The organism is Nocardioides houyundeii, assembly GCF_002865585.1.
Classification (GTDB): domain Bacteria; phylum Actinomycetota; class Actinomycetes; order Propionibacteriales; family Nocardioidaceae; genus Nocardioides; species Nocardioides houyundeii.
Genome location: NZ_CP025581.1, coordinates 2,366,137 through 2,391,177 on the forward strand (window position 1 = coordinate 2,366,137; position 25,041 = coordinate 2,391,177).

20 protein-coding genes, 1 other RNA gene and 1 pseudogene are annotated in these 25,041 nt (G+C 70.8%); 9 read left to right on the plus strand and 13 right to left on the minus strand.

Features of this window, described 5'->3' with window-relative positions:
• Positions 1-726 (minus strand): SDR family oxidoreductase, encoded by a 726-nt coding sequence (locus tag C0R66_RS11365; RefSeq protein WP_101524787.1) that lies wholly within the window; start codon positions 724-726, stop codon positions 1-3.
• Between the two features lie 173 nt (positions 727-899).
• Here C0R66_RS11365 and C0R66_RS11370 point away from each other — a divergent pair, with 173 nt between their 5' ends.
• Positions 900-1,823, plus strand: a complete 924-nt coding sequence (locus C0R66_RS11370; RefSeq protein WP_240311686.1) for a helix-turn-helix transcriptional regulator — start codon at positions 900-902, stop codon at positions 1,821-1,823.
• Positions 1,824-1,948: 125 nt separating this feature from the next.
• Positions 1,949-3,247, plus strand: coding sequence for a zinc-dependent metalloprotease family protein (locus C0R66_RS11375; RefSeq protein ID WP_101524789.1), 1,299 nt, complete (start codon positions 1,949-1,951; stop codon positions 3,245-3,247).
• Positions 3,248-3,294: 47 nt separating this feature from the next.
• Here C0R66_RS11375 and C0R66_RS11380 read toward each other — a convergent pair whose 3' ends face one another.
• Together C0R66_RS11380 and C0R66_RS11385 are read right to left on the minus strand one after the other, a co-directional pair.
• Positions 3,295-3,723, minus strand: a complete 429-nt coding sequence (locus C0R66_RS11380; protein ID WP_101524790.1) for a PPOX class F420-dependent oxidoreductase — start codon at positions 3,721-3,723, stop codon at positions 3,295-3,297.
• A gap of 123 nt (positions 3,724-3,846) precedes the next feature.
• Positions 3,847-4,917 carry a hypothetical protein gene (locus C0R66_RS11385; protein WP_199286648.1) on the minus strand — a complete coding sequence of 357 codons (1,071 nt, stop codon included), beginning with the start codon at positions 4,915-4,917 and terminating at the stop codon, positions 3,847-3,849.
• A 33-nt stretch (positions 4,918-4,950) separates the two neighbouring features.
• Between C0R66_RS11385 and C0R66_RS11390 the strand changes: the two genes are divergently transcribed.
• Entirely contained in the window at positions 4,951-5,409 is a 459-nt protein-coding gene (locus C0R66_RS11390; protein WP_158648011.1) for a MarR family winged helix-turn-helix transcriptional regulator, read from the plus strand.
• A gap of 82 nt (positions 5,410-5,491) precedes the next feature.
• On the opposite strand, the gene C0R66_RS11395 is transcribed toward C0R66_RS11390, so the two are convergent.
• The 4 genes from C0R66_RS11395 to C0R66_RS11405 all read right to left on the minus strand — a co-directional run bounded on the left by C0R66_RS11395 (position 5,492) and on the right by C0R66_RS11405 (position 11,599).
• The gene (locus C0R66_RS11395) at positions 5,492-7,015 is read right to left on the minus strand and encodes a SulP family inorganic anion transporter (protein WP_101524793.1); all 1,524 of its coding nucleotides are present in this window, start codon (positions 7,013-7,015) and stop codon (positions 5,492-5,494) included.
• A 101-nt stretch (positions 7,016-7,116) separates the two neighbouring features.
• Positions 7,117-7,263 (minus strand): hypothetical protein, encoded by a 147-nt coding sequence (locus tag C0R66_RS18700; RefSeq protein WP_158648012.1) that lies wholly within the window; start codon positions 7,261-7,263, stop codon positions 7,117-7,119.
• 10 nt (positions 7,264-7,273) lie between these two features.
• Complete coding sequence (locus tag C0R66_RS11400; protein ID WP_199286649.1) at positions 7,274-10,138, minus strand: FAD/NAD(P)-binding protein; 2,865 nt, start codon at positions 10,136-10,138, stop codon at positions 7,274-7,276.
• A 243-nt stretch (positions 10,139-10,381) separates the two neighbouring features.
• On the minus strand, positions 10,382-11,599 hold the full coding sequence (locus C0R66_RS11405; RefSeq protein ID WP_101524795.1) for a lipase family protein: 1,218 nt from the start codon (positions 11,597-11,599) through the stop codon (positions 10,382-10,384).
• Between the two features lie 223 nt (positions 11,600-11,822).
• On the opposite strand from C0R66_RS11405, the gene C0R66_RS11410 reads away from it, so the two are divergent.
• Both C0R66_RS11410 and C0R66_RS11415 read left to right on the plus strand, forming a co-directional pair.
• Entirely contained in the window at positions 11,823-13,028 is a 1,206-nt protein-coding gene (locus C0R66_RS11410) for a TerC family protein (protein ID WP_101524796.1), read from the plus strand.
• A complete protein-coding gene (locus C0R66_RS11415) occupies positions 13,025-13,483 on the plus strand; it encodes a DoxX family protein (protein WP_101524797.1) in 459 nt (152 codons plus the stop codon). The genes C0R66_RS11410 and C0R66_RS11415 overlap by 4 nt, the downstream gene beginning before the upstream one ends.
• Positions 13,484-13,512: 29 nt before the next feature.
• On the opposite strand, the gene C0R66_RS11420 is transcribed toward C0R66_RS11415, so the two are convergent.
• The 4 genes and pseudogenes from C0R66_RS11420 to C0R66_RS11435 form a co-directional block, all read right to left on the minus strand.
• Positions 13,513-16,485, minus strand: a complete 2,973-nt coding sequence (locus C0R66_RS11420) for a bifunctional [glutamine synthetase] adenylyltransferase/[glutamine synthetase]-adenylyl-L-tyrosine phosphorylase (RefSeq protein ID WP_101524798.1) — start codon at positions 16,483-16,485, stop codon at positions 13,513-13,515.
• Complete coding sequence (locus C0R66_RS11425) at positions 16,475-17,284, minus strand: hypothetical protein (RefSeq protein ID WP_101524799.1); 810 nt, start codon at positions 17,282-17,284, stop codon at positions 16,475-16,477. The genes C0R66_RS11420 and C0R66_RS11425 overlap by 11 nt, the downstream gene beginning before the upstream one ends.
• A gap of 1 nt (position 17,285) precedes the next feature.
• A pseudogene (glnA, locus tag C0R66_RS11430) lies at positions 17,286-18,622 on the minus strand (type I glutamate--ammonia ligase).
• Positions 18,623-18,737: 115 nt separating this feature from the next.
• The gene (locus tag C0R66_RS11435; RefSeq protein WP_101524800.1) at positions 18,738-20,789 is read right to left on the minus strand and encodes an NAD(+) synthase; all 2,052 of its coding nucleotides are present in this window, start codon (positions 20,787-20,789) and stop codon (positions 18,738-18,740) included.
• A 132-nt stretch (positions 20,790-20,921) separates the two neighbouring features.
• On the opposite strand from C0R66_RS11435, the gene panB reads away from it, so the two are divergent.
• Both panB and C0R66_RS11445 read left to right on the plus strand, forming a co-directional pair.
• Positions 20,922-21,788, plus strand: coding sequence for a 3-methyl-2-oxobutanoate hydroxymethyltransferase (gene panB / locus C0R66_RS11440; protein WP_101524801.1), 867 nt, complete (start codon positions 20,922-20,924; stop codon positions 21,786-21,788).
• A gap of 32 nt (positions 21,789-21,820) precedes the next feature.
• The gene (locus C0R66_RS11445) at positions 21,821-23,029 is read left to right on the plus strand and encodes a PQQ-dependent sugar dehydrogenase (RefSeq protein ID WP_101524802.1); all 1,209 of its coding nucleotides are present in this window, start codon (positions 21,821-21,823) and stop codon (positions 23,027-23,029) included.
• 6 nt (positions 23,030-23,035) lie between these two features.
• Here C0R66_RS11445 and C0R66_RS11450 read toward each other — a convergent pair whose 3' ends face one another.
• Entirely contained in the window at positions 23,036-23,245 is a 210-nt protein-coding gene (locus C0R66_RS11450) for a hypothetical protein (RefSeq protein WP_101524803.1), read from the minus strand.
• Between C0R66_RS11450 and map the strand changes: the two genes are divergently transcribed.
• Positions 23,244-24,119 carry a type I methionyl aminopeptidase gene (gene map, locus C0R66_RS11455; RefSeq protein ID WP_101524804.1) on the plus strand — a complete coding sequence of 292 codons (876 nt, stop codon included), beginning with the start codon at positions 23,244-23,246 and terminating at the stop codon, positions 24,117-24,119. The genes C0R66_RS11450 and map overlap by 2 nt on opposite strands.
• A gap of 1 nt (position 24,120) precedes the next feature.
• Here the strand turns inward: map and C0R66_RS11460 are convergent, their stop codons facing one another.
• Positions 24,121-24,543: a tetratricopeptide repeat protein gene (locus C0R66_RS11460; RefSeq protein WP_199286650.1), complete on the minus strand. Its 423-nt coding sequence runs from the start codon at positions 24,541-24,543 to the stop codon at positions 24,121-24,123.
• Positions 24,544-24,596: 53 nt separating this feature from the next.
• On the opposite strand from C0R66_RS11460, the gene rnpB reads away from it, so the two are divergent.
• Positions 24,597-24,984, plus strand: an RNA gene (rnpB, locus tag C0R66_RS11465) — RNase P RNA component class A.
• Positions 24,985-25,041 lie beyond the last annotated feature (57 nt).

A 25,041-nucleotide genomic window follows, 5' to 3' on the forward strand; every position in this document is an offset into this window, starting at 1 on the left:
TCACCAGGGAACCTCCCCGCCGTCGTCGAAGAAGCCGCCCCGGGGCCCGTCGTCCGCGAGCGTCGCGAGACGGACAGCGATGGCCGCGCCCTCTTCAGGTGTGCGGTCCGGCAGGTGCCCGGTGAAGTCGGTGGCGACGTAGCCCGGGCAACAGGCGTTGATGATGATGTTCGTCCCCTCGAACCGACGGGCGTACTGCACGGTGAGGCTGTTGAGCAGGGTCTTGGAGGGCGCGTACGCCGCCAAGATCGGGCCGGTGTGGAGCGCGAGAGACCCCATGTTGCTCGACACGTTCACGATGCGCGGGGACGGCGCACGGGCGAGCAGGGGAAGCACGGCGTTCGTCACGCGCACCGCGCCCAGGACGTTGGTGTCCAGGACAGTGCGCAGGACGTCGAGGTCGAGCGTCGTTGGATCCTGCGCACCGTGGTCGCTGCGGCCGGCCAGCCCGGCGTTGTTCACCAGTACGTCCAGCCGGCCCGTGCGCTGGGCGATGATGTCGGCGGCCTGCGCCGCGCTGGAGTCCGACGTGACGTCCAGGGCAACGCCGAACGCCTCGATGCCGGCAGCTTCGAGGCGCCCGACGGCCTCACCGCGCCGGGCACTGTCGCGCGCGCCTACGGCGACGACGAACCCGAGCGCACCCAGACCTGAGGCGATGGCGAAGCCGATGCCCTTGTTCGCCCCGGTCACCAGAGCGACCTGTGGCTCACGCTCTTGAGTCATGACGTTTCCTCCCGGAGTCGAAGCATCGCCCGGTGGGCTGCTGACGTATCTGTTGAAGTGGGCATGGGAGAAGTGTGTGCAGCCTTGCTTCCTCGAAGAAGGACTGCGTCTTCCTAGGACGCAGCGACCCACCCAGGATCTCCTGCACCGCGCCTACCCTTGGGTCCATGGCCATGAATCGGGACCTGCAAGAGTTCCTTCGCTCCCGGCGGGGGCGCGTGCAACCGGCGGACGTGGGGGTCCCCGCCAGTGGCCAGCGTCGCGTTCCTGGGCTGCGTCGCGAGGAGGTTGCGATGCTGGCTGGCGTCAGCCCCGACTACTACGCCCGCCTCGAGCAGGGCCGGCATTTCCAACCCTCCGACCAGGTGCTCGACGCGATCGCCCGGGCGCTCCGGTTGACCGAGGTCGAGCGGCAACATCTCCACAACCTGGTCAGGTCCACGATCACCGCACGGGAGCCGGACCAGGTGCAGGTGCCGCCACTCGACGCGGGCATGCGGCTGGTCCTCGACAGCCTCCAGACCCCGGCGATCGTGGTTGATCTGCGGGGCGATGTGCAGGCCATGAACCGTTTGGGACGCGCGCTGTTCCCGGGACTCGAGCCGGTCCCGTCGCCGTCGGCCAGCCACCCGCGCTGGCTCTTCCTGGACCCGGCGTCGCGCGAGCTGCTCGTCGAGTGGGAGATGGTGGCCCGACTGAGCGTCGGGGTACTTCGCCAGGCAGCCGGCCGATATCCGCGGGACAAGCAGTTGCATGCGCTGGTCGGCGAGCTGTCCGTGGCCAGCTCGGAGTTCCGCACCTGGTGGGCCGAGCACGACGTGGACACGCGCTGCCGCGGGCCCAAGCGCTTCCACCATCCCATCGTCGGCGACATCGTCACGTGGGTCGAGGCGTTGCAGATCGGCGAGGGCCAGAGCTGGCTCTACGCCTACGCCGTCGAGCCCGGCTCCCCCTCCGCCGACGCTCTCGACCTCCTCGGCACATGGGCCGCGACGGACGCCGGCGAGACGACTCAGCGAGTCACAGATCGCGACGAGTCCAGCTCCGCGACGTCTGTCACGTCGGCCGTACGGGCGGTAGCCGACACCCGCCGATGACGCCCACGGCGGCCCACGCGAGTCCAATGACGGCACGTAAGCGTCCCAGTCCTGTGGGGCTCTCGGTCTGGTCCACCCGGCACATCCGCCGTTTGGCGTCGACGGGGCTGGGGTAGGGAGGGCCCATGCGAATCTCCCAGACGCGCCACCGTCCACCGTTGCGCCTCGGGTTCGCCGCCCTGGGCGCCCTCGCCCTCAGCGGGGCGGCCCTGGCCCCCCTGCCGTCGACCGCCCAGAGCCCATCGGCGTACGCCGACCAGGCCCCGGCGCTCTTCTCGGCGGCGGCCCCGGTCTCGGCCCGGTCTGCCGGTCCGGCGGCGGTGGAGGGCCGCTCCCGCCTCGTCACGCTCGACCCCACGGCGCTCCCGGCCGCGGCGGGTCGGCGGGTCGGGCTGCCCCTGGCCGACGGTGCCGCCACGGCCCGGGTCGAGGCAGTCGACCACGAGCCGACGTACACCGCTTGGCGGGGCACTCTCGAGGGAGTGCCGATGAGCTCGTTCACGGTCGTCCAGGTGGGTGACGTCTACCGCGGTTCCGTCATCTCGCCCGAGGGGGTGCACACCCTCACCCACGCCGACGGGGGCAACTACTGGTTGACCGACGTCGCCGAGCGCAAGATGCCCGCGACCGACGACGCCCGTCCCGCGGACGGGGCAGACGCGCTCCTGGCTGAGCCCGCGGCGGACGCTGCCCGGCAGGCTGGCGGAAAGAAGCGCGGCAAGGTCAAGATCGGCGTGATGTTCGGCTACACCAAGGCCGCCAGACTCGCGGCCGGCGGGAAGGCCGGCATCAAGTCCGCGGCCGCGCTCGTGGTCTCCCAGACCAACGATGCCTTCGCCAACTCCGGGCTGAAGGTCAAGATCAAGCTCCGGGGCGTGGTGAAGGCCAAGGGCAAGGAGAGCGCCAACCCCATCAAGGACGCCTTCCGCGTGAGTCGGGCGCGGGACGGTCGCTTCGACAACCTTCAGCGGGTGCGCCGACGCCACCACGCCGACATCGTGCACCTCTTCACCTCGGGCGACTCGATCGGCCTGTGCGGCGGCGGCTTGATTCCCTACACCCCCCGCAGCGCCAACCCGGCGGCCGGTGCGTCGGTCTCCACGATCCAGTGCCTGCCCTACCTGGTGGCGACCCACGAGATCGGGCACAACCTCGGCGCCGACCACAACAAGTACCCCGGGGTCTCGCACGCGTCGAAGCTGCCCTACTCCTACGGCTTCGCCAACCCGGCCGGCAACTACATCTCCGTGATGTCGTACTACAACCCCTGCGAGGCCGCGGGGATCTACACCTGCGTGCGGGTGCCGTTCTTCTCCAGCCCGAAGAACACCTACTACGGCCAGCCGCTAGCGGACAGCAAGCGCAACAACAACACCAAGGTGATCAGGCTGACCGCACCGAAGGTGGCACGCTACGTGCGCTGACCACGACGGGCCGAGGTGAGCGACCTCGGCCCGTCCTCCCCCAGCCGCTACCGGCTGCCGTCGGGCTGGTCGTTGTTCTTCTGCGCCCCCCAGCCGTGGACGCGCTCGATCTCGATCAAGGCGCTCACTCGTGCGCGGTCACGCTGGGCGTAGGGCTCACCCGTGTAGTGCGCGGACAAGGCGTCGATGTCCGCGAGTCCCTCGTCGTCGTAGATCTCCACGACGCGACCGATGAGCGTGACGTGCGTGTACCACGAGGACTCGTCGAGGACCGTGAGCGAGACGCGGGGCTCCTTCCTGAGGTGGGCGAGCCGCTTGCGACCCTCGTCCATGTTGACGAGGATGCGATCCTCGCGCAGGAGGTACCAGGTAGCCGCCGAGACCGGCTGGCCGTCCGAGCGGACGGTCGCGATCACGGCTGGGTTGGCCTTCTGCAGCATCTGCCGGGCCTTGTCGGTCAGGGACGTGGGGGGCATCTGAGTATCCGTTCGTCGAGGGAGTGGGCTGGTCGCGGGGTCGTCGGGCCCCGGGGGTGAGGTATGTACCCGGGACCGGGCAGGGACTACCGTCTTAAGGCCCGAGGCGGACGTGTCAGTCGGTCAGCCGACGGCCACGACCTCTTCGAGCTCCTCCTCGACCGGATCCGGCGACGAGGTGGCCGCATGGGCGGCGTCCCGGCGGCGGCGCTCCGCCAGGCCGGAGGCACCCACGAGCATCGCGCCCGCCACGAGCCACAACGCCAGCGTGAGGATCTCGCGTCCTACACCCAGCTGCGGGAAGTAGACGAGGTTGCGCCCGATCTCGTTGAGCGCAGCACCGTTCCAGAAGGAGTGCAGGACGCCGAAGAAGCCGGGCTGCAGCTCGGGAGCGTAGACGCCACCGGCCGAGGTGAAGTTCAGCATCACGAACAGACCGACCATCGCCGGGGTGGTGAGCCGACCGAGGAACGGATGCAGACCGACGCCGAAGAGGACGATGCCGGCGGTGTAGAGCCAGGCCAGGAGCCCGATCTGGGCCACGTGGCTCGGCAGCGCGCCGTAGACGGGTCCGGCCACGACGGTGACCAGGGCCGTGAGCACCGCCGAAGCGGCGATCGCCAGGGCAACGCGGACCCGGATCCGCAGGCCCGCCCCCGCTGCCCCGATGGCGATGCCCGCCGCGTACGCGCCCACGGTCAGGCCGACGACGTAGAAGAACATGCTCTGCCCACTGGGATCGCCCTGGGCCGCGACGGGGACGACGTTCTCGGTCTGCAGCCGCACCCCCTCCTTCTCGGTGACGGCCTGGAAGACCGTGAGCACCGAGCTGGAGGTGGTCGCGGACGCGGCGTCGCTGTAGAGCAGGGTCGCGGTCTCGTCGCCCGGGACCAGCGCGGCCGCGATCTCACGGTGCTCGATCCGGTCGCGCGCGTCCTCGGCGTTGGCGACGGTACGCACGTCCAGGGCATCACCCACGCCCTCCTGCAGGGACTGGGCCAGGACCTGCGCCTCCGCGCTCGACCCGACCACGTCGACGCGTACGTCGTGCGGGCTCGGCTGGTGGAACCCACCCAGGTAGGCCAGGGCCATGCCGGTTCCCAGGAAGAGCGGGATCAGCAGATGGACGGCGACGTGCTTGAGCACGTGGCGCTCGTCGTGGGAGTCGAACATCAGGACCTTTCGAGGTTGCATAGTGAAACTCTGTGTTGTTGTAGAGTACAACGCATGGCTGCAGAAGCGAATTCCGATGCGACCCAGGTCAACGAAGATCTGCTCGACCAGCTGTCCCTGTACGGACGCCGGGCCAGGGGTGCGGTCGAGCGGGTCGCCCCCGAGCTGTCGTTCGCGGAGTACAGCCTGCTCGGGTACGTCCGGACCACGGACGGGGCGCGCGCCCACGACCTGGCACAGGTCTTCGGCCTCGACAAGTCGACGGTGAGCCGCCAGCTCGCTGGGCTGACGCGACGCGGTCTGGTCGAGCGCGACGAGACTCGATGCCTACGAGTCACCCCGGAAGGCGAGCGACTGCTGCGTTCCGCCCGGGCAGCACTCCTGGACCTGCTCGGTGAACGGGTGACCGACTGGACGCTCGAGGAACGACGGACTCTGGCCGACCTGATGCGGCGGTACAACACCGCCGACGCCAAGCACGACGCCGAGGCCATCGGTCGCACGATCAGCTAGGGGGATGCTCGCACGGGCCGATCGGGGTCGACGGTCCCGCCACCACCCCGCGCGTGCCCGGCGTCGGCGCCACCTTGAACCCTCAGCTCAGCTCGCCGCTGAGTCGTTCGTGCCGTTCGGCACTGGCCTCGTCGAGGCCCACGATGCGCACCGACTTGCCCTTGCGCTCGTACTTGGTGGTGATCGCATCCAGGGCAGCGACCGTGGAGGCGTCCCAGATGTGGGACCGGCTGAGGTCGATCACCACGCGCTCGGGATCGCTGACGTAGTCGAACTGCTCGTAGAGGTCGTTGCTGGAGGCGAAGAACAGCGCGCCGGTCACGGTGTAGACCGCAGTGGGGGTGCCGTCCTCGTCCTGGACGAGCTCGCGTCGGGTCTCGGTCACGTGCGCCACCCGACGCGCGAACAGGGTCACGGCCACCAGCACGCCCACCCCCACGCCGATGGCGAGGTTGTGGGTGAGGACGGTGACCACCACGGTCGCGAGCATCACCGTGGTCTCGGACTTCGGCATCCGGGCCAAGGTGGCGGGACGGATGCTGTGCCAGTCGAAGGTCGCCACCGAGACCATCACCATGACGGCGACCAGCGCCGCCATGGGGATCACCGCCACGGCGTCCCCGAACCCGACGACGAGGACGAGCAGGAAGACCCCGGCCAGGAAGGTGGAGATCCGGGTCCGGGCACCTGATGCCTTCACGTTGATCATCGTCTGGCCGATCATGGCGCACCCGCCCATGCCGCCGAAGAAGCCGGTGATCACGTTCGAGACGCCCTGCCCCATGGCCTCCCGGGTCTTGTTGGACCCGGTATCGGTGATGTCGTCGACCAGCTTGGCCGTCAGCAGCGACTCCAGCAGCCCCACCAGGGCCATCGCCAGCGCGTACGGGGCGATGATCTCCAAGGTGGTCAGGTTCCACGGCACGTCCGGCAGCAACAGCGACGGAAGGCTCTGGGGCAGCTCCCCCTCGTCTCCGACCGTCGGCACGTCCAGCCCCCCGAGGACGGTGAACACCGTCAGGACCACGATCGCCACCAGCGGCGCGGGCACAACCTTGGTGATCCTGGGCAGCGCGACGATGACGGCGATGGCCGCGACGGTCAGCGGATAGACCAGCCAGGGCACGTCGACCAGGTACGGGACCTGGGCGACGACGACCAGGATCGCCAGGGCGTTGACGAACCCGACCATCACCGAGCGTGGGACGAACCGCATCAACCGGGCCACCCCGGCGAGGCCGAGCGCGACCTGGAGGATCCCCGCCAGGATCACCGTGGCGATGAGGTAGTCCAGACCGTGTTCGCGGACGACGGGCGCGATCACCAGGGCAACGGCGCCGGTGGCGGCCGAGATCATCGCGGGCCGACCGCCGAGGAAGGCGATGGAGACCGCCATCGTGAACGAGGCGAACAGACCCACGCGCGGGTCGACCCCGGCGATGATCGAGAACGAGATCGACTCGGGGATCAGGGCCAGCGCCACCACGAGGCCGCCGAGGACCTCGGTGCGCAGCAGCCGGGGTGAGCGCAGAGCAGCACGGACGGTGGGTTCGGTGCTGAGCGCGGAATCCTGGACGGCTGCACGTGGCAGGGCAGGTGTGCTCAAGACGCGGGGCTCCTTCAGGCTTGCGGGCGGCTCCCGGCAACGAGGTCCGGATCCAGGGTACTGACCTGGCCGGAGGCAGCTCCGCACCCGCCCTGGCGGACCTACCCGGGATCCGCCCAGCCCAGGATCGTCCGGGCGGCCAGGAAGGCTACCGCCGCGCCCGGCACGGCCTGGAACTGCTCGTAGAGCACCAGCAGGATCACAGTGCCGGCCCCGGCGACCGTGAGCAGCAGGGTCGCGGAGTCCACCGGTGCCTGCTCAGGCTCCACTGCCCGCTGGCACCCGAGCGGCGTCGGCCCCCTGCGCTCCCCCCAGCACGTCGAGCCGACGCTGGTCCAGGGGCGACGGGCGACGATCCAGGCGCCGCTCCAGCAGCGTCGCGGCAGGCTCAGCCTGCCCGGCGTGCACGAGGCAGAAGAGCAGCGTCTCCTCCATCACCTCGCGCTGCGCCGCCGACCCGCCGACGCTCCCGAGCACCGGCATCAGGTCTGTGAGCAGCTGGGCGGCCTCGGCCCAGCGCTGCTCCAGCACCGCTGCCAGCGCGTCGCAGCACGCCGTCACCACCCCGGCCACGACGGTGTCCGACGAGCGCGCGCAGTGCTCGCGCAGCGAGGCGAGCCGAGCGGCGTCACCGGCACCCGCCAGGGCCACCGCGGCGTGCATCGCCACGAAGGGCGTCTGCGGCCTCAGCAACAGCTCCTCGTCGGGACCGGACAGGGAGTCCAGGATGGACCGCATCGGCGGCGCACTCCCCTCGCCCGCGAACGCCGCCGGCACGCCCAGCGCGTCAGCCGCCGCGGTGTCCCACTCCGCGGTGGTGACGCCCCAGCGCCACAGCAGGGACGCGGAGTCCACCAGGGAGCGGACGCCACAGACCCCGGGCGGGGCGAGCTGGGAGTAGTAGCGCCGACGTACCGCCTCGGTGTCGCCCAGCGCGAGCTCGTGCAACGCGGCGTGCCAGGAGAAGTGCGCCCGGTGACTGGCGGACCGGCCACTCTCGGCGACCCAGTGGTCCAGCCACACCCGGCCCGCCTCGTGCTGCCCGGTCTCGTACATCACGTGGGTCAGGGCGTGCACCGCGTGCCCGGACGAGGGCTCGCACGACAGGGCGCTCTCCGCGAGGAGCCCCGCCTCCTCGAAACGGCTCTGGTCCTGCCGGGTGAAGGCGAGCAGCGAGATGTACCACCAGTGGTCGCCGTACGCCGGGGCGAGACCCTCGACCAGCTCCCAGGACTCGCGCTGCACGTCGGTGACCCCGGAGAAGGCGATGGTCGGCACGGCCGCGGAGACGGCCAGCACGTCCCGCGGATAGTTCGCGATGTGCGACATCAGGGCCTGGGCCCCGGAGCGGCGCACGTCGTCGACGCGGCGCGTCACCACGTCGACGAAGCTGCGCTCGCGGGCATCGCCCCGTCGGCCCACGGCCAGCTGAGCCGCCTCCAGCGAGGCGCGCACGTCCGCCTCGGCGCCGGCCTCGTGGCCCAGCATCGCCAGGGCCGCGTGCGCCATCGCGAAGTCGGGATCGAGCCTGGCCGCCTCGCGGATCAGCTCGTCCCCACCGGACTGCAGGCGCATCACGCGCTCCAGTCCGGCGTTGTACGCCGCCGCTGCCTCGGCGGTCGAGGACAGCGGCAGGCCGAGCGGGTCCCGCGGGCGAGCGATCGGGTGGTGCCCGCCCACCAGCCGGCCGTCCTCCAGGCGGCGCGGCAGCGGAGCCACCGCATCGAGCACCGAGGAGGCCAGGGCCAGCGCCTGGGTGCGGATCTCCGGCACCGCGGTCGACTCCCAGAGCTCGCCGCGGCGCAGCGCTCCCAGGGTCCACACGGGCGCGTCGGCGGTGCCCGCCGAGTCGACCAGGCGACCGGCGTCTGTGCGGAAGCCCATCCCGGCAGTGGCGATGGTGGCCAGGGCGGTGCCGGCGCGAGGCCGCAGCAGGTCGTCGAGCAGCTCGTTGCCAAGGAGCCGGATGTCGGACTGCGGACCGGTGCAGTTCACCACCCAGCCGACGTCGCGACGGCGACCGTCCGACAGGGTCACCGACAGACCACCACGGGGCAGGGGCTCGGCCGCGACGACCTCCGCCGCCTCGATCGAGAGCCGACCGGTCTCCCACATCTCGCGCATGGTCACCGCGCTGGACGGGGCCATCCGGTGACGGACGACGTTCCACTCCCCCGCGTCACGCGCCATGAACTCCAGGCGGTCCTCCTCGCTGAACCGCTCCCACAAGGCGGCCACGCGGAACCGCAGCCCGTCCACCGCGGGGCGCCAGTCGCCGCTCGCCTCCTGCACCTGCTCGATGTGCTGGGCGGTGGCCTTGCGCACCTCTTCCAGCGTGGTGCCCCAGTCGGAGATGTCGGGGATGGCTGCCAGCTTCGGAGTGGACAGGTGCGCCTTGGGCAGGCGCGCGCGCCGGGACACGGCGAACAGGCGGCGGTCGGGCCGGGCCCCGGGGCCGGCCACCGACAGCGCGACGTCGACCATGGTCAGCCCCGAGCCCACGACCAGCACGTCGGCGGGACCGGACTGGTCCCGGCGTACGACGTCGAGCGCGCCGGGCTGCCAGGGGTCGGCCACGAAGAACGCCGACTGCCGCAGCTCCTCCGGCGCCCAGCCGTGGCCCACCTGGGGCAGGCCGGTGGCGACCACCACGGCGTCGGCCTCGATCTCGCCGCGGTCGGTCAGGACCGAGCAGCCGGTCGACGTACGCCGGAGGCCGACGGCGCGGGCGCGGACGTGCTCGATCCCCACCGTCCCCGCGGTCGCCGCGATCGCGTCGGCGAGCGTGTCGTCGAGGTAGAGCGCGAAGTGGCGCCGGGGCACGAAGGCGGCGGGGTCCGGGTCGCAACCGGCCACGTGCCGGGCCCGCCAGGAGACGAAGTGCGCGGGATCCTCGGGCAGGGCGCTCATCCCGGCCACGGTGACGTTGAGCAGGTGGCCTTCGTCCGGGGTGCCGAAGGCGACGCCACGGGCCCATCGGTCCGCGGGATCGAGGAGCACCACGTCGAGGGCGGTGGAGCGTCGACCCGCCTCGCGCAGCAGGTGGATGGCGGTCAGGGTGCCGCTCGCGCCGGCACCGACGACGACCACCTTCGCTCGTGCGGCTCTCGGTGATGTCGACATGCTGACTCCTTGCTCGGTCCGTCTCAGCGGCTGACACAAGCACGTCAGCACAGCATCCAGGATCACTTGACCTGTATGTCACTAAGATTGATTAACTTTGACAAGGAATGCAAGCCAGCCACGGGTTCACCAGGACACGAACTGGACACGAAGGGCCGAGTCGCCTCGGGGCGCGACCAAGGTCACGCCCCGAGGTGGAGACCCACGCCGCCCACGCCGCCCACTCCGCGCGAGTCGCGCGACCTAGAGCCTCCAGCAGGAGCTGGCGGCCGGCAGCCCGGCGAACCGGGCCTCCATGAAGCCGTAGACCTCCGTGGCGTTGTTGAGCATGCCGCCCACGTGCAGCGGGGTGGCGTTGGTGCTGAGTCGCACGTTGGCCTGGCGATCGCACCAGTCGACGGCCAGCTGTCGACCGACCCGGTAGGGAACGACGTCGTCGAGCAGGCTCTGGGTGAGGAGCACGGGGGCGCTCGGCTTGCGCAGACCGATGCGCTGTTCGGCGATCATCGTCTTGAAGGGCTCGCGCTCGATCAGCTGGCCGAGGCTGGAGCCGTCCGCGGTGTAGTCGGAGGACTTGGTGAAGGCGGATCCCAGAAGGTCGAAGACGCAGTTGTCGGAGATCCGGGCGAACATCTTCTTGCCGGCGTCGTTGAGGTAGTCGTTGATGTTCAGCCCGTAGCTGGCCGAGAGGCCGGCGATCGCGTACCAGGTGAACTCGGAGTAGAGCGTGCCGTCGATGGCGCCCGGCAGCGCCCGCAGGTCCGCCGGGACCGCGCCCGCGACCGTCCCCTTGATCTTCAGCTCCGGTGCGTAGGTAGCGGCGAGCTCCGCCGCGGACGCGGCGCCGGCCCCACCTTGCGAGTAGCCGTAGAGACCCACCGGGCTGGTGCCGGACAGCCCGGTGCCAGAAAGCCGCTGCGCGGCGCGCACAGCGTCCAGCACCGCGTGACCCTGCGACTCGCGGTCCATGTAGGTGTGCAGCCCCGCGGTGCCGAGGCCCTCGTAGTCGGTCATCGCGATCGCGTAGCCGCGAGCCAGGAGACCGGCCATGAAGATCGACTCGTACTCGAAGCCCTCGCTGAACTGGCGGGATGGGGCGCAGGTGTCACCGACCCCCTGCGTGCCGACCGCGTAGCCGATGACCGGGCGCGTGCCCTTGCCCACCCACGGCGCCTTCGGCACGATGACGGACCCCGAGACCGCGATGGCCCTGCCGGTGCGGTTGGTGGACCGGTAGAGCACCCGGGTCGAGGTGTAGGCCAGGTCCTTCACCGCTGCGGGATCCAGCAGATAGCCCAGTCGCTCGCTGCGGATCACGTCGCCATTGTTGGCCGGGAGCGTCGCGGGGGCTTGGTAGAAGGGCGGCAGGTCCTCCGCGGCCTGCGCGGCCGGTGCGGAGAACGGGATGAGCAGCATGGCCGCCGCGGCGGCGAGTCCTGCGGTGAGACGAGAAGGTGACATCGACAGCTCCTTTGATTACCCCCGAGTAGGAAGGTCAGCAGAACATGTGACGGGCGTCACAGGCAACCCTCGCTGCCGGGCCAGCACGGGACGTTCCAGCGCTCGACGCCGGGTCGACGTCAGGGGTCACATGGCAGAATGAGGGCGCGCTCCGGGACTCCGTGAGCGCGTACTCAGCCGGCTCCCCGTCGGCGTCCGCGCGGGCTTCGAGGAGCGAACTGCCATGGAGGTAACCCCACTCGTCTGGGGACTGACGATCGTCGGGATCCTGGGCCTGCTGGCCTTCGACTTCATCTTCCACGTGCGCAAGGCGCACGTGCCGACCCTGCGCGAGGCGGCCATCTGGTCGGCCCTCTACGTCGGCTTCGCGATCCTCTTCGGTCTCGGGATGCTGCTGTTCGCCGGTGGCGGCCCCGGCTCTGAGTACTTCGCCGGCTACGTCACCGAGAAGGCACTCTCGGTCGACAACCTGTTCGTCTTCCTGATCATCATGGCGAGCTTCCGCGTGCCCCGTGAGGACCAGCAGAAGGTGCTGCTGTTCGGCATCGTGTTCGCCCTCATCGCCCGCACCGGCTTCATCCTCCTCGGCGCCGCGCTGATCAACCAGTTCGCCTGGATCTTCTACCTCTTCGGCCTGATCCTCCTGCTCACCGCCGGCAACCTGCTCAAGCCGGAGGACGAGGAAGAGCACGGCGCGGACAACTTCATCATCCGGATCGCCAAGAAGTTCATGCACACCAGCGACCATTACGACGGCGACAGGCTCTTCACCGTCGAGAACGGCAAGCGCGTCATGACGCCGATGCTGCTGGTGATGGTGGCGATCGGTGGCACCGACATCCTGTTCGCCCTCGACTCCATCCCGGCCATCTTCGGGCTGACCCAGAACACCTACATCGTGTTCACCGCGACGGCGTTCTCGCTGCTCGGCCTGAGGCAGCTGTTCTTCCTCATCGACGGTCTGCTCGACCGGTTGATCTACCTCTCCTACGGCCTGGCCGCGATCCTGGCGTTCATCGGCGTCAAGCTGATCCTGCACGCGCTGCACGAGAACAACCTGCCCTTCATCAACGACGGCGAGCACGTCCCGGTCGTCGAGGTCGGCATCGGCCTTTCCCTCGCGGTGATCATCGGCGTGCTGGCCGTCACCGTGGTCGCCTCCCTGGTCAGCCCCGCGGGCAAGGCGCAGACGGCGATCGCGAACGCCCGCCGCCACGCCACGGCGTACCTCGACTCCGAGTACACCCACGACCCGGCCGAGCGGGAGCGGATCTACAACGCGCTGCTCGCCGAGCGCGAGCAGATCATCGCGCTGGGCCCGAAGTACCGCGAGAAGGCACGCGCGGAGGCCGACCTGATGGACCTTCTCGAGCGGGCACGCTCCAGCCGCGACGAGGCCGTGGCCCGGGGCGAGGCCAAGCCCCGATGAGGGCCGCGGCGCTGCTTCCGCCGACCCCGGCGACGTCCCGGCTCCAGGACGTCGCACGCTGGCTGCTCGGCGCCGCACTGCTCTTCGCCGGCACCACCCACCTCACCACCGCCCGCCAGGAGTTCCAGGCGCAGGTCCCTTCCTGGTTCCCCGTCGACAGCGACGTGGTGGTCGTGGTCTCGGGCGTGGCGGAGATCGGCCTCGGCCTCGGGCTGCTCCTGCTGGCCCGCCCGAAGGTGCTCGTGGGCATCGTGACGGCCGGCTTCTTCGTCGCGGTGTTCCCGGGCAACATCGCCCAGTACGTCGAAGGAACCGACGCCTTCGGCCTGGACAGTGACCGGGCCCGACTGGTCCGGCTCTTCTTCCAGCCGCTGCTGGTGCTGTGGGCGCTGTGGTCGACCGGGGCGCTGCGCGCCCTGCGCGAGGCCGCCACGGGACGCCGCCCGTCAGCCTGATCCGGCCGCGCTCCCCCCGTCAGACCTCGTCAGCCCCAGAAGATCCGCTCGACCACCGCGTGGGCTCGCCGGGTGGTGCGCAGGTAGTCGTTGACCATGCGGTCGGAGTCCCCCGGCTCGTAGCCGAGCACGATGGCGACCGCCGCCTTCTCCTTCGCGTCCTGGGGCAGCTGGTCCACCGCCTTGCCGCGCACCTGGGTGGCGGCGTTGCGGACGTGGCTCACCAGCCGCCAGGCCGACTCCAACGTCCCTGCGTCCTGGTCTGAGATGAGTCCGGCCTCGGCCGCCGCAGCGAGGGCCTCCAGGGTCATCGGTGTCCGGAGCCCGGGCACCGCACCGGCGTGCCGCAGCTGCAGCAGCTGCACGGTCCACTCGATGTCGGCCAGCCCGCCCCGGCCCAGCTTGAGGTGCGTGTGGGGATCGGCCCCCCGGGGCAGGCGCTCGTGGTCCACCCGGGCCTTGATCCGACGGATCTCGACCACGTCGTCCACACTGATGCCGCCCTCGGGGAACCGCAGCGGGTCGATCAGCTCGGTGAAGCGCCTGCGGAGGTCCGGGTCGCCGACGGTGGCGTCAGCCCGCAGCAGCGCCTGTGCCTCCCAGACCTGGGACCATTTCGCGTAGTACGACGCGTAGGACTCCACCGTCCTCACCAAGGGCCCCTGCTTGCCTTCCGGGCGCAGGCCGGCATCGACCTCCAGTGCAGGATCGCTGCCGGGCATGGCGAGCAGGCGCCGCAGCTCGTGGGCGACCGCTTGCGCGAAGGAGGCGGCGCGGTGGCTGTCGGCTCCGGGCACCGGCTCGTAGACGAACATGACGTCCGCGTCGCTGCCGTAGGACAGCTCGAAGCCGCCGTACCGGCCCATGGCGACGATCGCCAGGCGGGCGGGGGGCTCGGCGACCCCACGCTGGCGGCAGATCTCGCCCGAGGCCACGTCCAGGGTGGCCTCCAAGGTGGCGTCGGTGAGCCGGGCCAACGCCCGACCCACGTCCGCCACGTCCGTCTCGCCGAACAGGTCGCCCGCCGAGATCCGGAACAGCTCACGTCGTCGTACCGCCCGCACCGCTCGTACGGCGTCCTCCGCGGAGGGCTGCCGGCCGGCGGTGGCCCGCATCTCGGCGGTGAGTGCCTCCGCGCTCAGCGGTGTCAGGTCCTCCCCCAGCATCCGCACCCCCTGAGGCTCACGCTCCAGCAGGTCGGTGGCGTAGCGAGAGGTGGAGAGCACTCGCGCCAGCCGCTGAGCCACCTGCCCCTCGTCGCGCAGCTGACGCAGGTACCAGTGGCTCTTCCCCAGTGCCTCACTGATCCGGCGGAACCCGAAGAGCCCGGCGTCAGGGTCGGGTGAGCTCGCGAACCAGCCGAGCATGACCGGCAGCAGCGTCCGCTGGATGGCCGCGGATCGGGACACGCCGCTGGTCATCGCCTCCAGGTGGCGCAGCGCCGCCCGGGGGTCTGCGTAGCCCAGGGCCATCAGCCGGGTCTCGGCCTGCTCGGGCGTGAGCCGGGCGTCCGGGCCTGGGATCCGCGCCACGGATTCGAGGAGCGGACGGTAGAAGAGCTTCTCGTGCAGCCGCCGCACCTCGCGGCGGTGGTAGTGCCAGGTCTTCTCAAGCAGCTGGACCGGCTCCCGGAAGAAGCCCATCGAGCGTCCTAGGCGGCGCAGGTCGCCCTCGTCCTCGGGCACCACGTGGATCCGGCGCAGCTGGTAGAGCTGGATCCGGTGCTCCAGCGACCGCAGGAAGGAGTAGGCCTCGTGCAGCGCCTCCCCGTCCTCGCGCCCGACGTACCCACCCCGGGTGAGCTCCGCCAGCGCGCTGAGCGTGGTCGGCGTGCGCAGGCGCTCGTCCGCGCGTCCATGCACCAGCTGCAGCAGCTGGACGGCGAACTCGACGTCGCGCAGTCCCCCTGAGCCCAGCTTGAGCTGACGGGCGGCCTCCTTGCTCGGGATGTGGTCGATCACCCGACGCCGCATCGCCTGCACGTCGAGGACGAACCCTTCCCGCTCCGCGACCCGCCACACCATCGGCTGCACCATCTCCACGAATGCCCGCCCCAGGACCAGGTCGCCGGCCACGGGCCGGGCCTTGAGCAGCGCCTGGAACTCCCAGGTCTTGGCCCACCGCTCGTAGTAGCCCTGGTGGCTCGCGAGCGTGCGCACCAGGGGTCCGGCCTTGCCCTCGGGACGCAGGGCGGCGTCGACCGGCCAGATCGTGCCCTCCCCGGTGTGCTCGGAGCAGATCTGGATCAGGTGGCTCGCCAGCTGCGCGGCCGCTCGGGTGCCGGCGTTCTCGTCGACCCCCTCGGCCACCTCGTGCACGAAGATGACGTCCACGTCGGAGACGTAGTTGAGCTCGTGGCCGCCGCACTTGCCCATCGCCACCACCGCCAGCTTGCACTTCCTCCAGTCCTCCCCGAGGCGGGCGCGTGCCACCGCCAAGGCAGCGTCGAGGGTGCCCGCGGCGAGGTCGGCGAGCTCCGCGGCGGTGTCGTCCAGACTCTGGTGGTGCGCCAGGTCGCGTGCCGCCAGCCGTAGCAGGATCCTGCGGTACTCCACCCGCAGCGCGTCCACCGCCGCTCCGTCGGGGAGCGATGCCACCGGACAGTCCGATCGCGCGTCCGCGCCCACGGCTTCGAGCAGCTGAGCACGGACGGCCCAGGCTGCCGGACGGCTGCACCCCAGGTGGGGGTCGGTGAGCTCGCGCCACTGCTCCGGCCGGCGGACCAGGTGGTCCCCGAGAGCCTCGCTGGCGCCGAGGACCGAGAGCAGCCGCATCGCAGTGCCCTCGTCGTCCACGAGCTCGGCCAGCATCTCGGGGTCGGCCCCTGGGCTGGCGGTCATCCTCACCAGGCTGGACAGCGCCAGGTCCGGGTCGGCGGTCCGGGAGAACGTCGAGAGCAGGGGGGCAGCGTGCTCGCCCAGCTCCGACAGCTCCTGCCGGACTCGGTCCGGCTCCTGGAAGCCGGCTCGGATCAGCGCGGTGTTGCTCGGCTCAGCCGGCATTGGTCCACTGGGGGCGGTGCAGCACGAAGCGGGCTACGGCCAGCAGCAGGGCGAGCATGATCAGGAACGGCAGCACCAGGTCCCAGGCCTGCTCCACGTCCGAGGAGCCGACCAGGCCGGTGCGCGAGGCCTCCCACGCCAGCATGGACACGATGACGCCACCGGCGAGCAGCACCGCAAGCACCATCCAGGTGCCCGTGGTCGGACGCCTCGGGACCCGGGCAGCGCTGGTGGGCCACGGCACCGAGCACATGGCGACCAGCAGCACCCCGACCCCGATGCTGGTCCAGGACCGCCAGACGAAGTCGCCGTTGTCCACGGGGTGCACCTTGGCGAAGAGCCAGCCCGAGGCGAGCATCCCCAAGCCGGCGAACGAGCTCCTGGCCCGGGTGGCCGACGTCGAGGAGGACAGCCACATCAGGGCGCTGATGGTGGAGATCAGCAGCAGTGCGCCCACCAGGATCGACAGGGGCTGCGTGTACTCGTAGACCACGACTCCCGGGTCAGGGTCGGTCACGCCCGGGTCCATGGCCACCAGCAGCCACACCACGCCGCTGACGAACGCCAGCCACAGCATCGGCTCGAGCACCGCGCGGATCGGGCCACTGACCCGCGTCGGGTCGGTCCTGGGGGTCGCCCCGGCCGACCTGGGCCGCTTGCGAGGGATCGGTCGGAGGCGGTCGTGCTTCTGCGCGTGGTCGCGAGCCACGGGGGTCGGGTCCAGCACCGACCGGGCCGGAGGCAGGGCCCTGCGCGCGCCCGATCGGCGCGCGGAGCCAGGCACCCGGTGCGAGGTCATGTCAGATCACCGGCAGCATCTGGTCGCGCTCGAAGGCGGACACCTGGCCGCGATAGGCCTCCCACTCCGCCCGCTTGTTGCGCAGGAAGAAGTCGAAGACGTGCTCGCCGAGCGTCTCGGCCAGCAGCTCGCTGCTCTCGGCCACGTTGATGGCCTCGAAGAGGGTCCTGGGGAGCGGCTCGATGCCCAGGCTGCGGCGCTCGCGCTCGGTTAGCGACCAGACGTCGTCCTCCGCCTCGCGCGGGAGCTCGTAGCCCTCCTCGATGCCCTTCATGCCGGCCGCCAGGGTGACGGCGAAGGCGAGGTAGGGGTTGCAGGCGGCGTCCAGCGAACGGAGCTCGACCCGGGTGGACTGCCCCTTGCTGGGCTTGTACATCGGCACCCGGATCATCGCCGAGCGGTTGTTGTGCCCCAGGAGATGAACGAGGGAGCCTCACCGCCGCCGATCAGGCGCTTGTAGCTGTTGACCCACTGGTTGGTGACCGCGGTGATCTCGGCAGCGTGCCGGACGATCCCGGCGATGAACTGCCGCCCGGTCCGGGAGAGCTGGTACTGGGCGCCGGCCTCGAAGAACGCGTTGCGGTCGCCCTCGAACAGCGACACGTGGGTGTGCATCCCGGAACCGGGGTGGGTGGTGAAGGGCTTGGGCATGAAGCTCGCCCAGATCCCCTGGCTCAGCGCCACCTCGCGCACCACGGTGCGGAAGGTCATGATGTTGTCGGCGGTGCTCAGCGCGTCCGCGTAGCGCAGGTCGATCTCCTGCTGCCCGGGCCCGCCCTCGTGGTGGCTGAACTCGACGGAGATGCCCATCGACTCCAGCATCGTGATGGCCTCGCGCCGGAAGTCGGCGCCCATCGACTGGGCGGTGTGGTCGAAGTAGCCGCTGCGGTCCACCGGCACCGGCTCGACCCCGCTCTGGGGGGTGTCCTTGAAGAGGTAGAACTCGATCTCGGGGTGGGTGTAGAAGGTGAACCCCTTGTCGGCCGCCTGGCCCAGGGTCCGCTTCAGCACGTGCCGCGGGTCGGCGTACGACGGGCTGCCGTCCGGCATCAGGATGTCGCAGAACATCCGCGCGGTTGAGGGACCCTCGCCGCGCCACGGCAGGATCTGGAACGTGGACGGGTCGGGCTTGGCGAGCATGTCGCTCTCCTGCACCCGGGCGAAGCCCTCGATGGCCGAACCGTCGAAGCCGATGCCCTCACCGAAGGCGCTCTCCAGCTCCGCAGGAGCAACCGCGACGGACTTGAGGAAGCCCAGAACGTCGGTGAACCACAGTCTCACGAACCGTACGTCGCGCTCCTCGAGTGCGCGCAGCACGAAGTCCTCTTGCTTACCCATGCGCGCAACGATAGGGCAAGGCATCTTTCGGATTTCGCGGAACTGCTGAGGTGGGGCGGATCACGCCTGCTGGGACCCGTGGTGCCGTGGGTTGCGCGGGGCGTGCCCCGCCGCCTCAGCGCTGCGGAACGCGCTCGAGGTCTCGGAGCCAGGCCGTGGCCCGGGCGTCCGAGGGCATCCGCCAGTCCCCCCGTGGAGACATCGTCCCGCCCGGGCTGACCTTGGGACCGTTGGGCAGGGCGCTGCGCTTGAACTGGTTGGCGAAGAACCGACGGACGAAGACCTCGAGCCATCCCTTGATGGTGGCCAGGTCGTAGGACGGGCGGTCCTGGACCGGGTAGCCGGGGGGCCACTCCCCCGCCTCGGCGTCCCGCCAGGCGTGCATGGCCAGGAAGGCGATCTTCGAGGGGCTCCGACCGTGGCGCACCACGTGGAAGAGGGTGAAGTCCTGCAGCGCGTAGGGCCCCACGGAGTCCTCGGTCGCCTGCGGCTTCACCCCCTCCTGCGACGGGATCAGCTCGGGGGTGATCTCCTGCTCCAGGATCTCGGCCAGCACCTCGTTGGTGGAGGTGTCGAACTCGCCGTGCCCGATCACCCACCGGATCAGGTGCTGGACCAGCGTCTTGGGCACCCCGGAGTTCACGTTGTAGTGCGACATCTGGTCGCCGACGCCGTACGTGCACCAGCCGAGCGCGAGCTCGGAGAGATCCCCCGTGCCGACCACGATGCCGCCGCGCTGGTTGGCCAGCCGGAACAGGAAGTCGTAGCGCAGCCCGGCCTGGACGTTCTCGAACGTGACGTCGTACACCTTCTCCCCCCGGGCGTAGGGGTGGCCCAGGTCGGTCAGCATCTGGTCCGCCGCCGGCCGGATGTCGATCTCCTCGAAGGTCACCCCGAGCGACTCGCAGAGGCGGATCGCGTATGACTTGCTGGCCGAGCCGGTGGCGTAGCCGGGCATGGTGAAGGCCAGGACGTCACTGCGGGGACGGCCCAGCCGGTCCATGGCCTTCGCCGCCACGATCAGCGCATGGGTCGAGTCGAGCCCGCCGCTGACCCCGATGACCGGCTTGGGGCTGCCGATGGACACCAGCCGCTGCTCGAGCCCGGACACCTGGATGTTGTAGGCCTCGTAGCAGTCCAGCGCCAGCCGCTCGGGGTCGTCGGGCACGAACGGGAACCGGTCCAGCTTGCGGCGCAGGCCGATGTCTCCGCCGGGAGGGCCGATCTCGAGGTCGACCACGCGGAACGCCGGGTCGGAAGGGCCGCCGGACCCGCCGGCGGTACGGCGGTTGTCGTCGAAGGCCCCTTGGCGCATCCGCTCCTGACGCAGCCGGGCGAGATCGACGTCCACAACCGTGCGCTGCGGGCCGTCGGGGAACCTCGCGGTCTCGCCCAGCAGGTCCCCCACCTCGTAGACCATGGTCTGCCCGTCCCAGCTCAGGTCGGTGGTCGACTCGCCCTGTCCCGCGGCGGCGAACACGTAGGCCGCCGAGCAGCGCGCGCTCGCGCTGCGCACCAGGAGGCGTCGCTCCTCCGAGCGCCCCACGGTGATGGGGCTCCCGCTGAGGTTGAGCAGCACCGTGGCACCGGCCAGAGCGGCCCGGGCGCTCGGGGGGACCGGCACCCACATGTCCTCGCACACCTCCACGTGCACGACGAGGTCGGGGACGTCGACGGCGCGGAAGAGCAGGTCCGGACCCAGCGGGACCTCGGTCCCGGCCACGGTCACCCACTCGTCCCGGCGGTCGTCGCCCGGCGCGAACCACCGGCGCTCGTAGAACTCGCGGTAGTTGGGCAGGTAGGACTTCGGCGCCACCCCCAGCACCTCGCCCCGGTGGATGACGACGGCGCAGTTCAGGACCCGGGTGCCGTGCACCAGGGGAGCACCCACGACGAGCACCGTCATCAGGTCGCGGCTGGCCTCGGCGATCTCGGCGACTCCCGCGTGCACGCCCTCGAGCAGCACGTCCTGGAGGAACAGGTCGTCCACCGAGTAGCCGGTGAGGCAGAGCTCGGGGAATACCGCGACGGCGACCGAGTCGGCGTCGCAGGCGCGCGCCTGCTCGATCACGGCCTGCGCGTTGGCGGCGGGGTCTGCCAGCGCCACCGGCAGCGTGCACGCGGCGACCCTGGCGAACCCGTGGGCGTAGGCGGAGAAGAAGTCCACGCGCTGAGTCTAGGGATCCGACCGGCCGCTCGGGTGAGCGGCGCCACACGTGGCGGTTCGCGCCTGCGACTAGCCTGTCTGGCGTCCGTGGACTCCACCAGGGAGCCGCGAGATGCCTGCGAGGAGACGACGATGAGCGAGCAGCAGCCAGCCGGCGAGGTGACCGCCCCCTACGGGACGGGCACCGCCAGCACCGCCACGCCGACGCGGAAGGTGCGCACGCACCACCTGCGCGAGATGAAGGAGCGGGGCGAGCGCATCACCATGCTCACCGCCTACGACATGTACACCGCGGCCACCTTCGACGAGGCCGGCATCGACCTGCTGCTGGTCGGCGACTCCGCCTCCAACAACGTGCTCGGCAACGAGACCTCCTTGCCGATCACCGTGGACGAGCTGCTCCCGCTGACCCGCGCCGTGGCCCGCTCCGTGCGCCGCGCCATGGTGGTCGGGGACCTGCCGTTCGGCTCCTACCAGGCCTCGCCCGAGCAGGGGTATCTCACCGCCGCCCGATTCATGAAGGAGGGGGGCGCACACTGCGTCAAGCTCGAGGGCGGGGTCGAGATGGCGCCGGTGATCGAACGGTGCACGCGCGGCGGCATCCCGGTGATGGCCCACATCGGCTTCACCCCGCAGAGCGAGCACACCCTCGGCGGCTACCGGGTCCAGGGGCGCGGCGAGGCCAGCCAGCGGCTCCTGGCCGACGCCTTGGCCGTCCAGGAGGCCGGCGCCTTCGCCGTCGTGATGGAGATGGTGCCCGAGGTGGTGGCCACCGAGGTCACCGCGATGCTCACCATTCCGACGATCGGCATCGGTGCCGGCCCCGGCTGCGACGGACAGGTGCTGGTGTGGCAGGACGCCTTCGGGCTGCGCACCGGACGCATGGCGAAGTTCGTCAAGCAGTACGCCGACGTGCACGGCGTGCTGCTGGACGCCGCCCGCTCCTACGCCGAGGACGTGAAGGGCGGGACCTTCCCCGGCCCTGAGCACTCCTTCTAGTCAACGAGCCGCCCCGCGACTAGCGTCGCTCCATGCGCCTGCACCTCACTGCCCGCTCCACCCCCGCGCTGGCGGGGCTGACCGGTCTGCTGGCCGCGGGGCTGCTCAGCGTCCCGGCCGGCGCCGTACCTGCGGCCGCCGGGGCCGACGCCGCCGGGTCGAGCACGGCCCTGGTCGCGGAGCGTGCCGCCGCACCCCGGCTCAAGGTACGTCGGCTCGTCGGGCAGCTGGACATCCCCTGGGACGTCCAGCCCGTGGCCGCCCGGACGTTCCTGCTCACCGAGCGGGACCGACGGCGGCTCAGCCTGGTGCAGCACGGCACGCGACGTACCGTGAGGTTCCCCCGCAGCGCCGTGTGGAGCTCCGGTGAGACCGGCCTGATGTCCCTGGCGGTCTCGCCCGACTTCGCGACGTCGCGCCGCTTCTACGCCTGTCACGGGGGCTTCGCGGGCAACGGCCACGACGTGCGCGTCACCTCGTGGCGCTTGAGCCCCAGCGGCCACCGCGCCCGCGGCGGCAAGGTGCTGCTGCGTGGCATCCCAGCCTCCAGCGGCCGCCACGGCGGGTGCCGCCTGCTGCTGGACCGCAGGACCGGCGCCCTGCTGGTGGGCACCGGCGACGCCGCGGTGGGCACCAACCCTCGCGACCTGGAATCGCTGGGGGGCAAGGTGCTGCGGCTGGACCCCAGCACCGGCGCGCCCTGGCCGGACAACCCCTTCATCGGCTCCGCCGATGCCCGGACCCGCTACGTGCTCACCTACGGCCACCGCAACGTCCAAGGGCTGGCGCAACGCTCGGACGGGTCGCTGTGGTCGGTGGAGCAGGGCAGCGACCGGGACGACGAGGTCAACCTGCTGGTCCCGGGAGGCGACTACGGGTGGAACCCGGTGCCGGGCTACAACGAGGCCGTGCCCATGACCGACCCGTCGTTGCCCGGCAAGCAGGTCCCCGCCCGGTGGAGCTCGGGAAAGCCCACCCTGGCCACCTCGGGGGCAGCGTGGGTGCGGGGGAAGCAGTGGGGAGCGCTCGAGGGCACGCTCGCGGTGGCCGCCCTCAAGGCCAGCAGGCTGCTGTTCCTGAGGTTCGACGACTCCGGGGTGCTCCAGCGGGTGCACGCGCCGAGACGCCTGAGGTCCTTCGGCCGCCTGCGCAGCGTCACGTCCCTGCCCTCGGGGCGCCTGCTGGTCACCACCAGCAACGGCGGCGGTGCCGACGAGGTGCTGGAGATCCGGCCCCGCTGAGGGGGGTCAGTCCTCCTTCTTGTCCTCGGCCTCGGCGTCGTCGTTCCACGTCGGGTCGTTGTCCCAGGCCTCGTTGTTAGCCTGCACGTGCTCCAGGGCAGCGGCAGCCTCGGCCTCGGTGGCGTAGGGACCGAGGCGGTCGGCGTTCTTGCAGCCGTCCCGGCCCTCGACCGTGCGGTGGATCAGGCAGAACCAGTACTGCGGCGCTTTGCTCATGCCTGCAGAAACTACACTCGCAGGCGTGAGTCCAGTAGCTGCCGCCACCATCTCTCCACGTCGCCCGGTCCCCGCCGACATCCCGCGTCCGGAGTACGTCGACCGCCCCTCGCCCGCGCGGTTCGAGGGGTCGGAGGTCAAGGACGCCGAGACCATCGAGAAGATGCGCGTCGCCGGCCGGCTCGCGGCCCAGGCCCGGGAGCTGGTGGGCTCGCACGTGGCGCCCGGTGTCACCACCGACGAGCTCGATCGCATCGGTCACGAGTTCCTCTGCGACCACGGCGCCTACCCCTCGACCCTGGGCTACCGGGGCTTCCCCAAGTCGCTGTGCTCCAGCGTCAACGAGGTCATCTGCCACGGCATCCCCGACGGGCGGGTCATCGAGGACGGCGACATCGTCAACATCGACATCACCGCCTACCTCGACGGCGTGCACGGGGACACCAACGCGACCTTCCTGGCCGGTGAGGTCGACGAGGAGACGCGACTGCTGGTGGAGCGCACCAGCGAGGCGCTGGAGCGCGGCATCCGCGCCGTGCGCCCCGGTCGCCGGATCAACGTGATCGGCCGGGTGATCGAGTCCTACGCCAAGCGCTACAGCTACGGCGTGGTGCGGGAGTTCACCGGCCACGGCATCGGCACGGCGTTCCACAGCGGGCTGGTGGTCCCCCACTACGACACCGACCATTACGACGACCTGATCGAGGTCGGCATGACGTTCACCATCGAGCCGATGCTCAACCTCGGCACCCACGAGTGGGAGATGTGGGACGACGGCTGGACTGTGGTCACCAAGGACCGGCGCCGCAGCGCCCAGTTCGAGCACACCCTGCTGGTCACCCCCACCGGCGCCGAGGTGCTGACCAACCCCTGACCTACGTGTCCTTCCCCGCCCGGTGCGCGAGGGCGCGCTCCACGCGCAGCACAGCCGCCTGATGGTCGTAGTCCTCCGACATCACTGCCGCCAGCTTGAGGTGCGGCAAGGCCTCGGCCGGACGCCCCTGCCGCTCAAGCGCCCGTCCCAGGGCGTGCTGCACCCACGCGTCACTGGGCGACTGCGCAGCGAGCTCTCGCAGCTCCGCCTCCGCACGGCCCAGCTGGGCCCGGATCAGCCAGGCCCAGACCCGCAGGATCCGCAGTCCGGTGTTGTCCGGCTCGGCCTCCAGCGCGGGCTCGAGCAGCCGGAGCGCCTCGTCCGGGGCTCGCCTGCACAACAGGTCGTAGGCCACGCCGTACGCGTGCTCGGGACCCCCCTGACCCGGGAAGACCATCGGCGGAGCGGTGTACTCGTTCTCCATGCCGGGTCAACGGTGCACCGGCTCCGTCGATTCCCCTAGACTCGGGGCGCGAATGGGTCAGCTGGGCGATCGCGTCGTCGGGGTCATCCCGGCGCCGAGGAAAGTCCGGGCTCCACAGGGCAAGGTGGTGGGTAACACCCACCCGGGGCAACCCGCGGGAAAGTGCCACAGAGAACAGACCGCCGCTCCTCACGGGGCGGTAAGGGTGAAACGGCGGTGCAAGAGACCACCAGCGCTCCGGGCGACCGGAGCGGCTAGGCAAACCCCACCTGGAGCAAGGTCAAGAAGCCATCCGTCCGCGGGTGGTGCGTGCACGTTCGAGGGCGGCCCGCCCGAGTGCACGGGTAGACCGCAGGAGACGGCCGGCAACGGCCGTCGTAGATGGATGATCGCCCCCGCCTCGCGGCGGGACAGAACCCGGCTTACAGGCTGACCCATTCGCTTCACCCCTTCTGGCCCGCCGTGCTCGGCGAGTCGATGGCCTCCCCGGGATCGACT

What these genes read in the sequence shown, in the direction of transcription:
- C0R66_RS11375 (WP_101524789.1), top strand. Translation starts at nt 1,949, where the DNA reads ATGCGAATCTCCCAGACGCGCCACCGTCCACCGTTGCGCCTCGGGTTC.
- panB (WP_101524801.1), top strand. Translation starts at nt 20,922, where the DNA reads ATGAGCGAGCAGCAGCCAGCCGGCGAGGTGACCGCCCCCTACGGGACG.
- C0R66_RS11390 (WP_158648011.1), top strand. Translation starts at nt 4,951, where the DNA reads ATGGCTGCAGAAGCGAATTCCGATGCGACCCAGGTCAACGAAGATCTG.
- C0R66_RS11370 (WP_240311686.1), top strand. Translation starts at nt 900, where the DNA reads ATGAATCGGGACCTGCAAGAGTTCCTTCGCTCCCGGCGGGGGCGCGTG.
- C0R66_RS11445 (WP_101524802.1), top strand. Translation starts at nt 21,821, where the DNA reads ATGCGCCTGCACCTCACTGCCCGCTCCACCCCCGCGCTGGCGGGGCTG.
- C0R66_RS11410 (WP_101524796.1), top strand. Translation starts at nt 11,823, where the DNA reads ATGGAGGTAACCCCACTCGTCTGGGGACTGACGATCGTCGGGATCCTG.
- C0R66_RS11400 (WP_199286649.1), bottom strand. Translation starts at nt 10,138, where the DNA reads ATGTCGACATCACCGAGAGCCGCACGAGCGAAGGTGGTCGTCGTCGGT.
- C0R66_RS11405 (WP_101524795.1), bottom strand. Translation starts at nt 11,599, where the DNA reads ATGTCACCTTCTCGTCTCACCGCAGGACTCGCCGCCGCGGCGGCCATG.
- C0R66_RS11450 (WP_101524803.1), bottom strand. Translation starts at nt 23,245, where the DNA reads ATGAGCAAAGCGCCGCAGTACTGGTTCTGCCTGATCCACCGCACGGTC.
- C0R66_RS11380 (WP_101524790.1), bottom strand. Translation starts at nt 3,723, where the DNA reads ATGCCCCCCACGTCCCTGACCGACAAGGCCCGGCAGATGCTGCAGAAG.
- C0R66_RS11415 (WP_101524797.1), top strand. Translation starts at nt 13,025, where the DNA reads ATGAGGGCCGCGGCGCTGCTTCCGCCGACCCCGGCGACGTCCCGGCTC.
- C0R66_RS11420 (WP_101524798.1), bottom strand. Translation starts at nt 16,485, where the DNA reads ATGCCGGCTGAGCCGAGCAACACCGCGCTGATCCGAGCCGGCTTCCAG.
- C0R66_RS11460 (WP_199286650.1), bottom strand. Translation starts at nt 24,543, where the DNA reads ATGGAGAACGAGTACACCGCTCCGCCGATGGTCTTCCCGGGTCAGGGG.
- C0R66_RS11365 (WP_101524787.1), bottom strand. Translation starts at nt 726, where the DNA reads ATGACTCAAGAGCGTGAGCCACAGGTCGCTCTGGTGACCGGGGCGAAC.
- map (WP_101524804.1), top strand. Translation starts at nt 23,244, where the DNA reads ATGCCTGCAGAAACTACACTCGCAGGCGTGAGTCCAGTAGCTGCCGCC.
- C0R66_RS11425 (WP_101524799.1), bottom strand. Translation starts at nt 17,284, where the DNA reads ATGACCTCGCACCGGGTGCCTGGCTCCGCGCGCCGATCGGGCGCGCGC.
- C0R66_RS11385 (WP_199286648.1), bottom strand. Translation starts at nt 4,917, where the DNA reads ATGCAACCTCGAAAGGTCCTGATGTTCGACTCCCACGACGAGCGCCAC.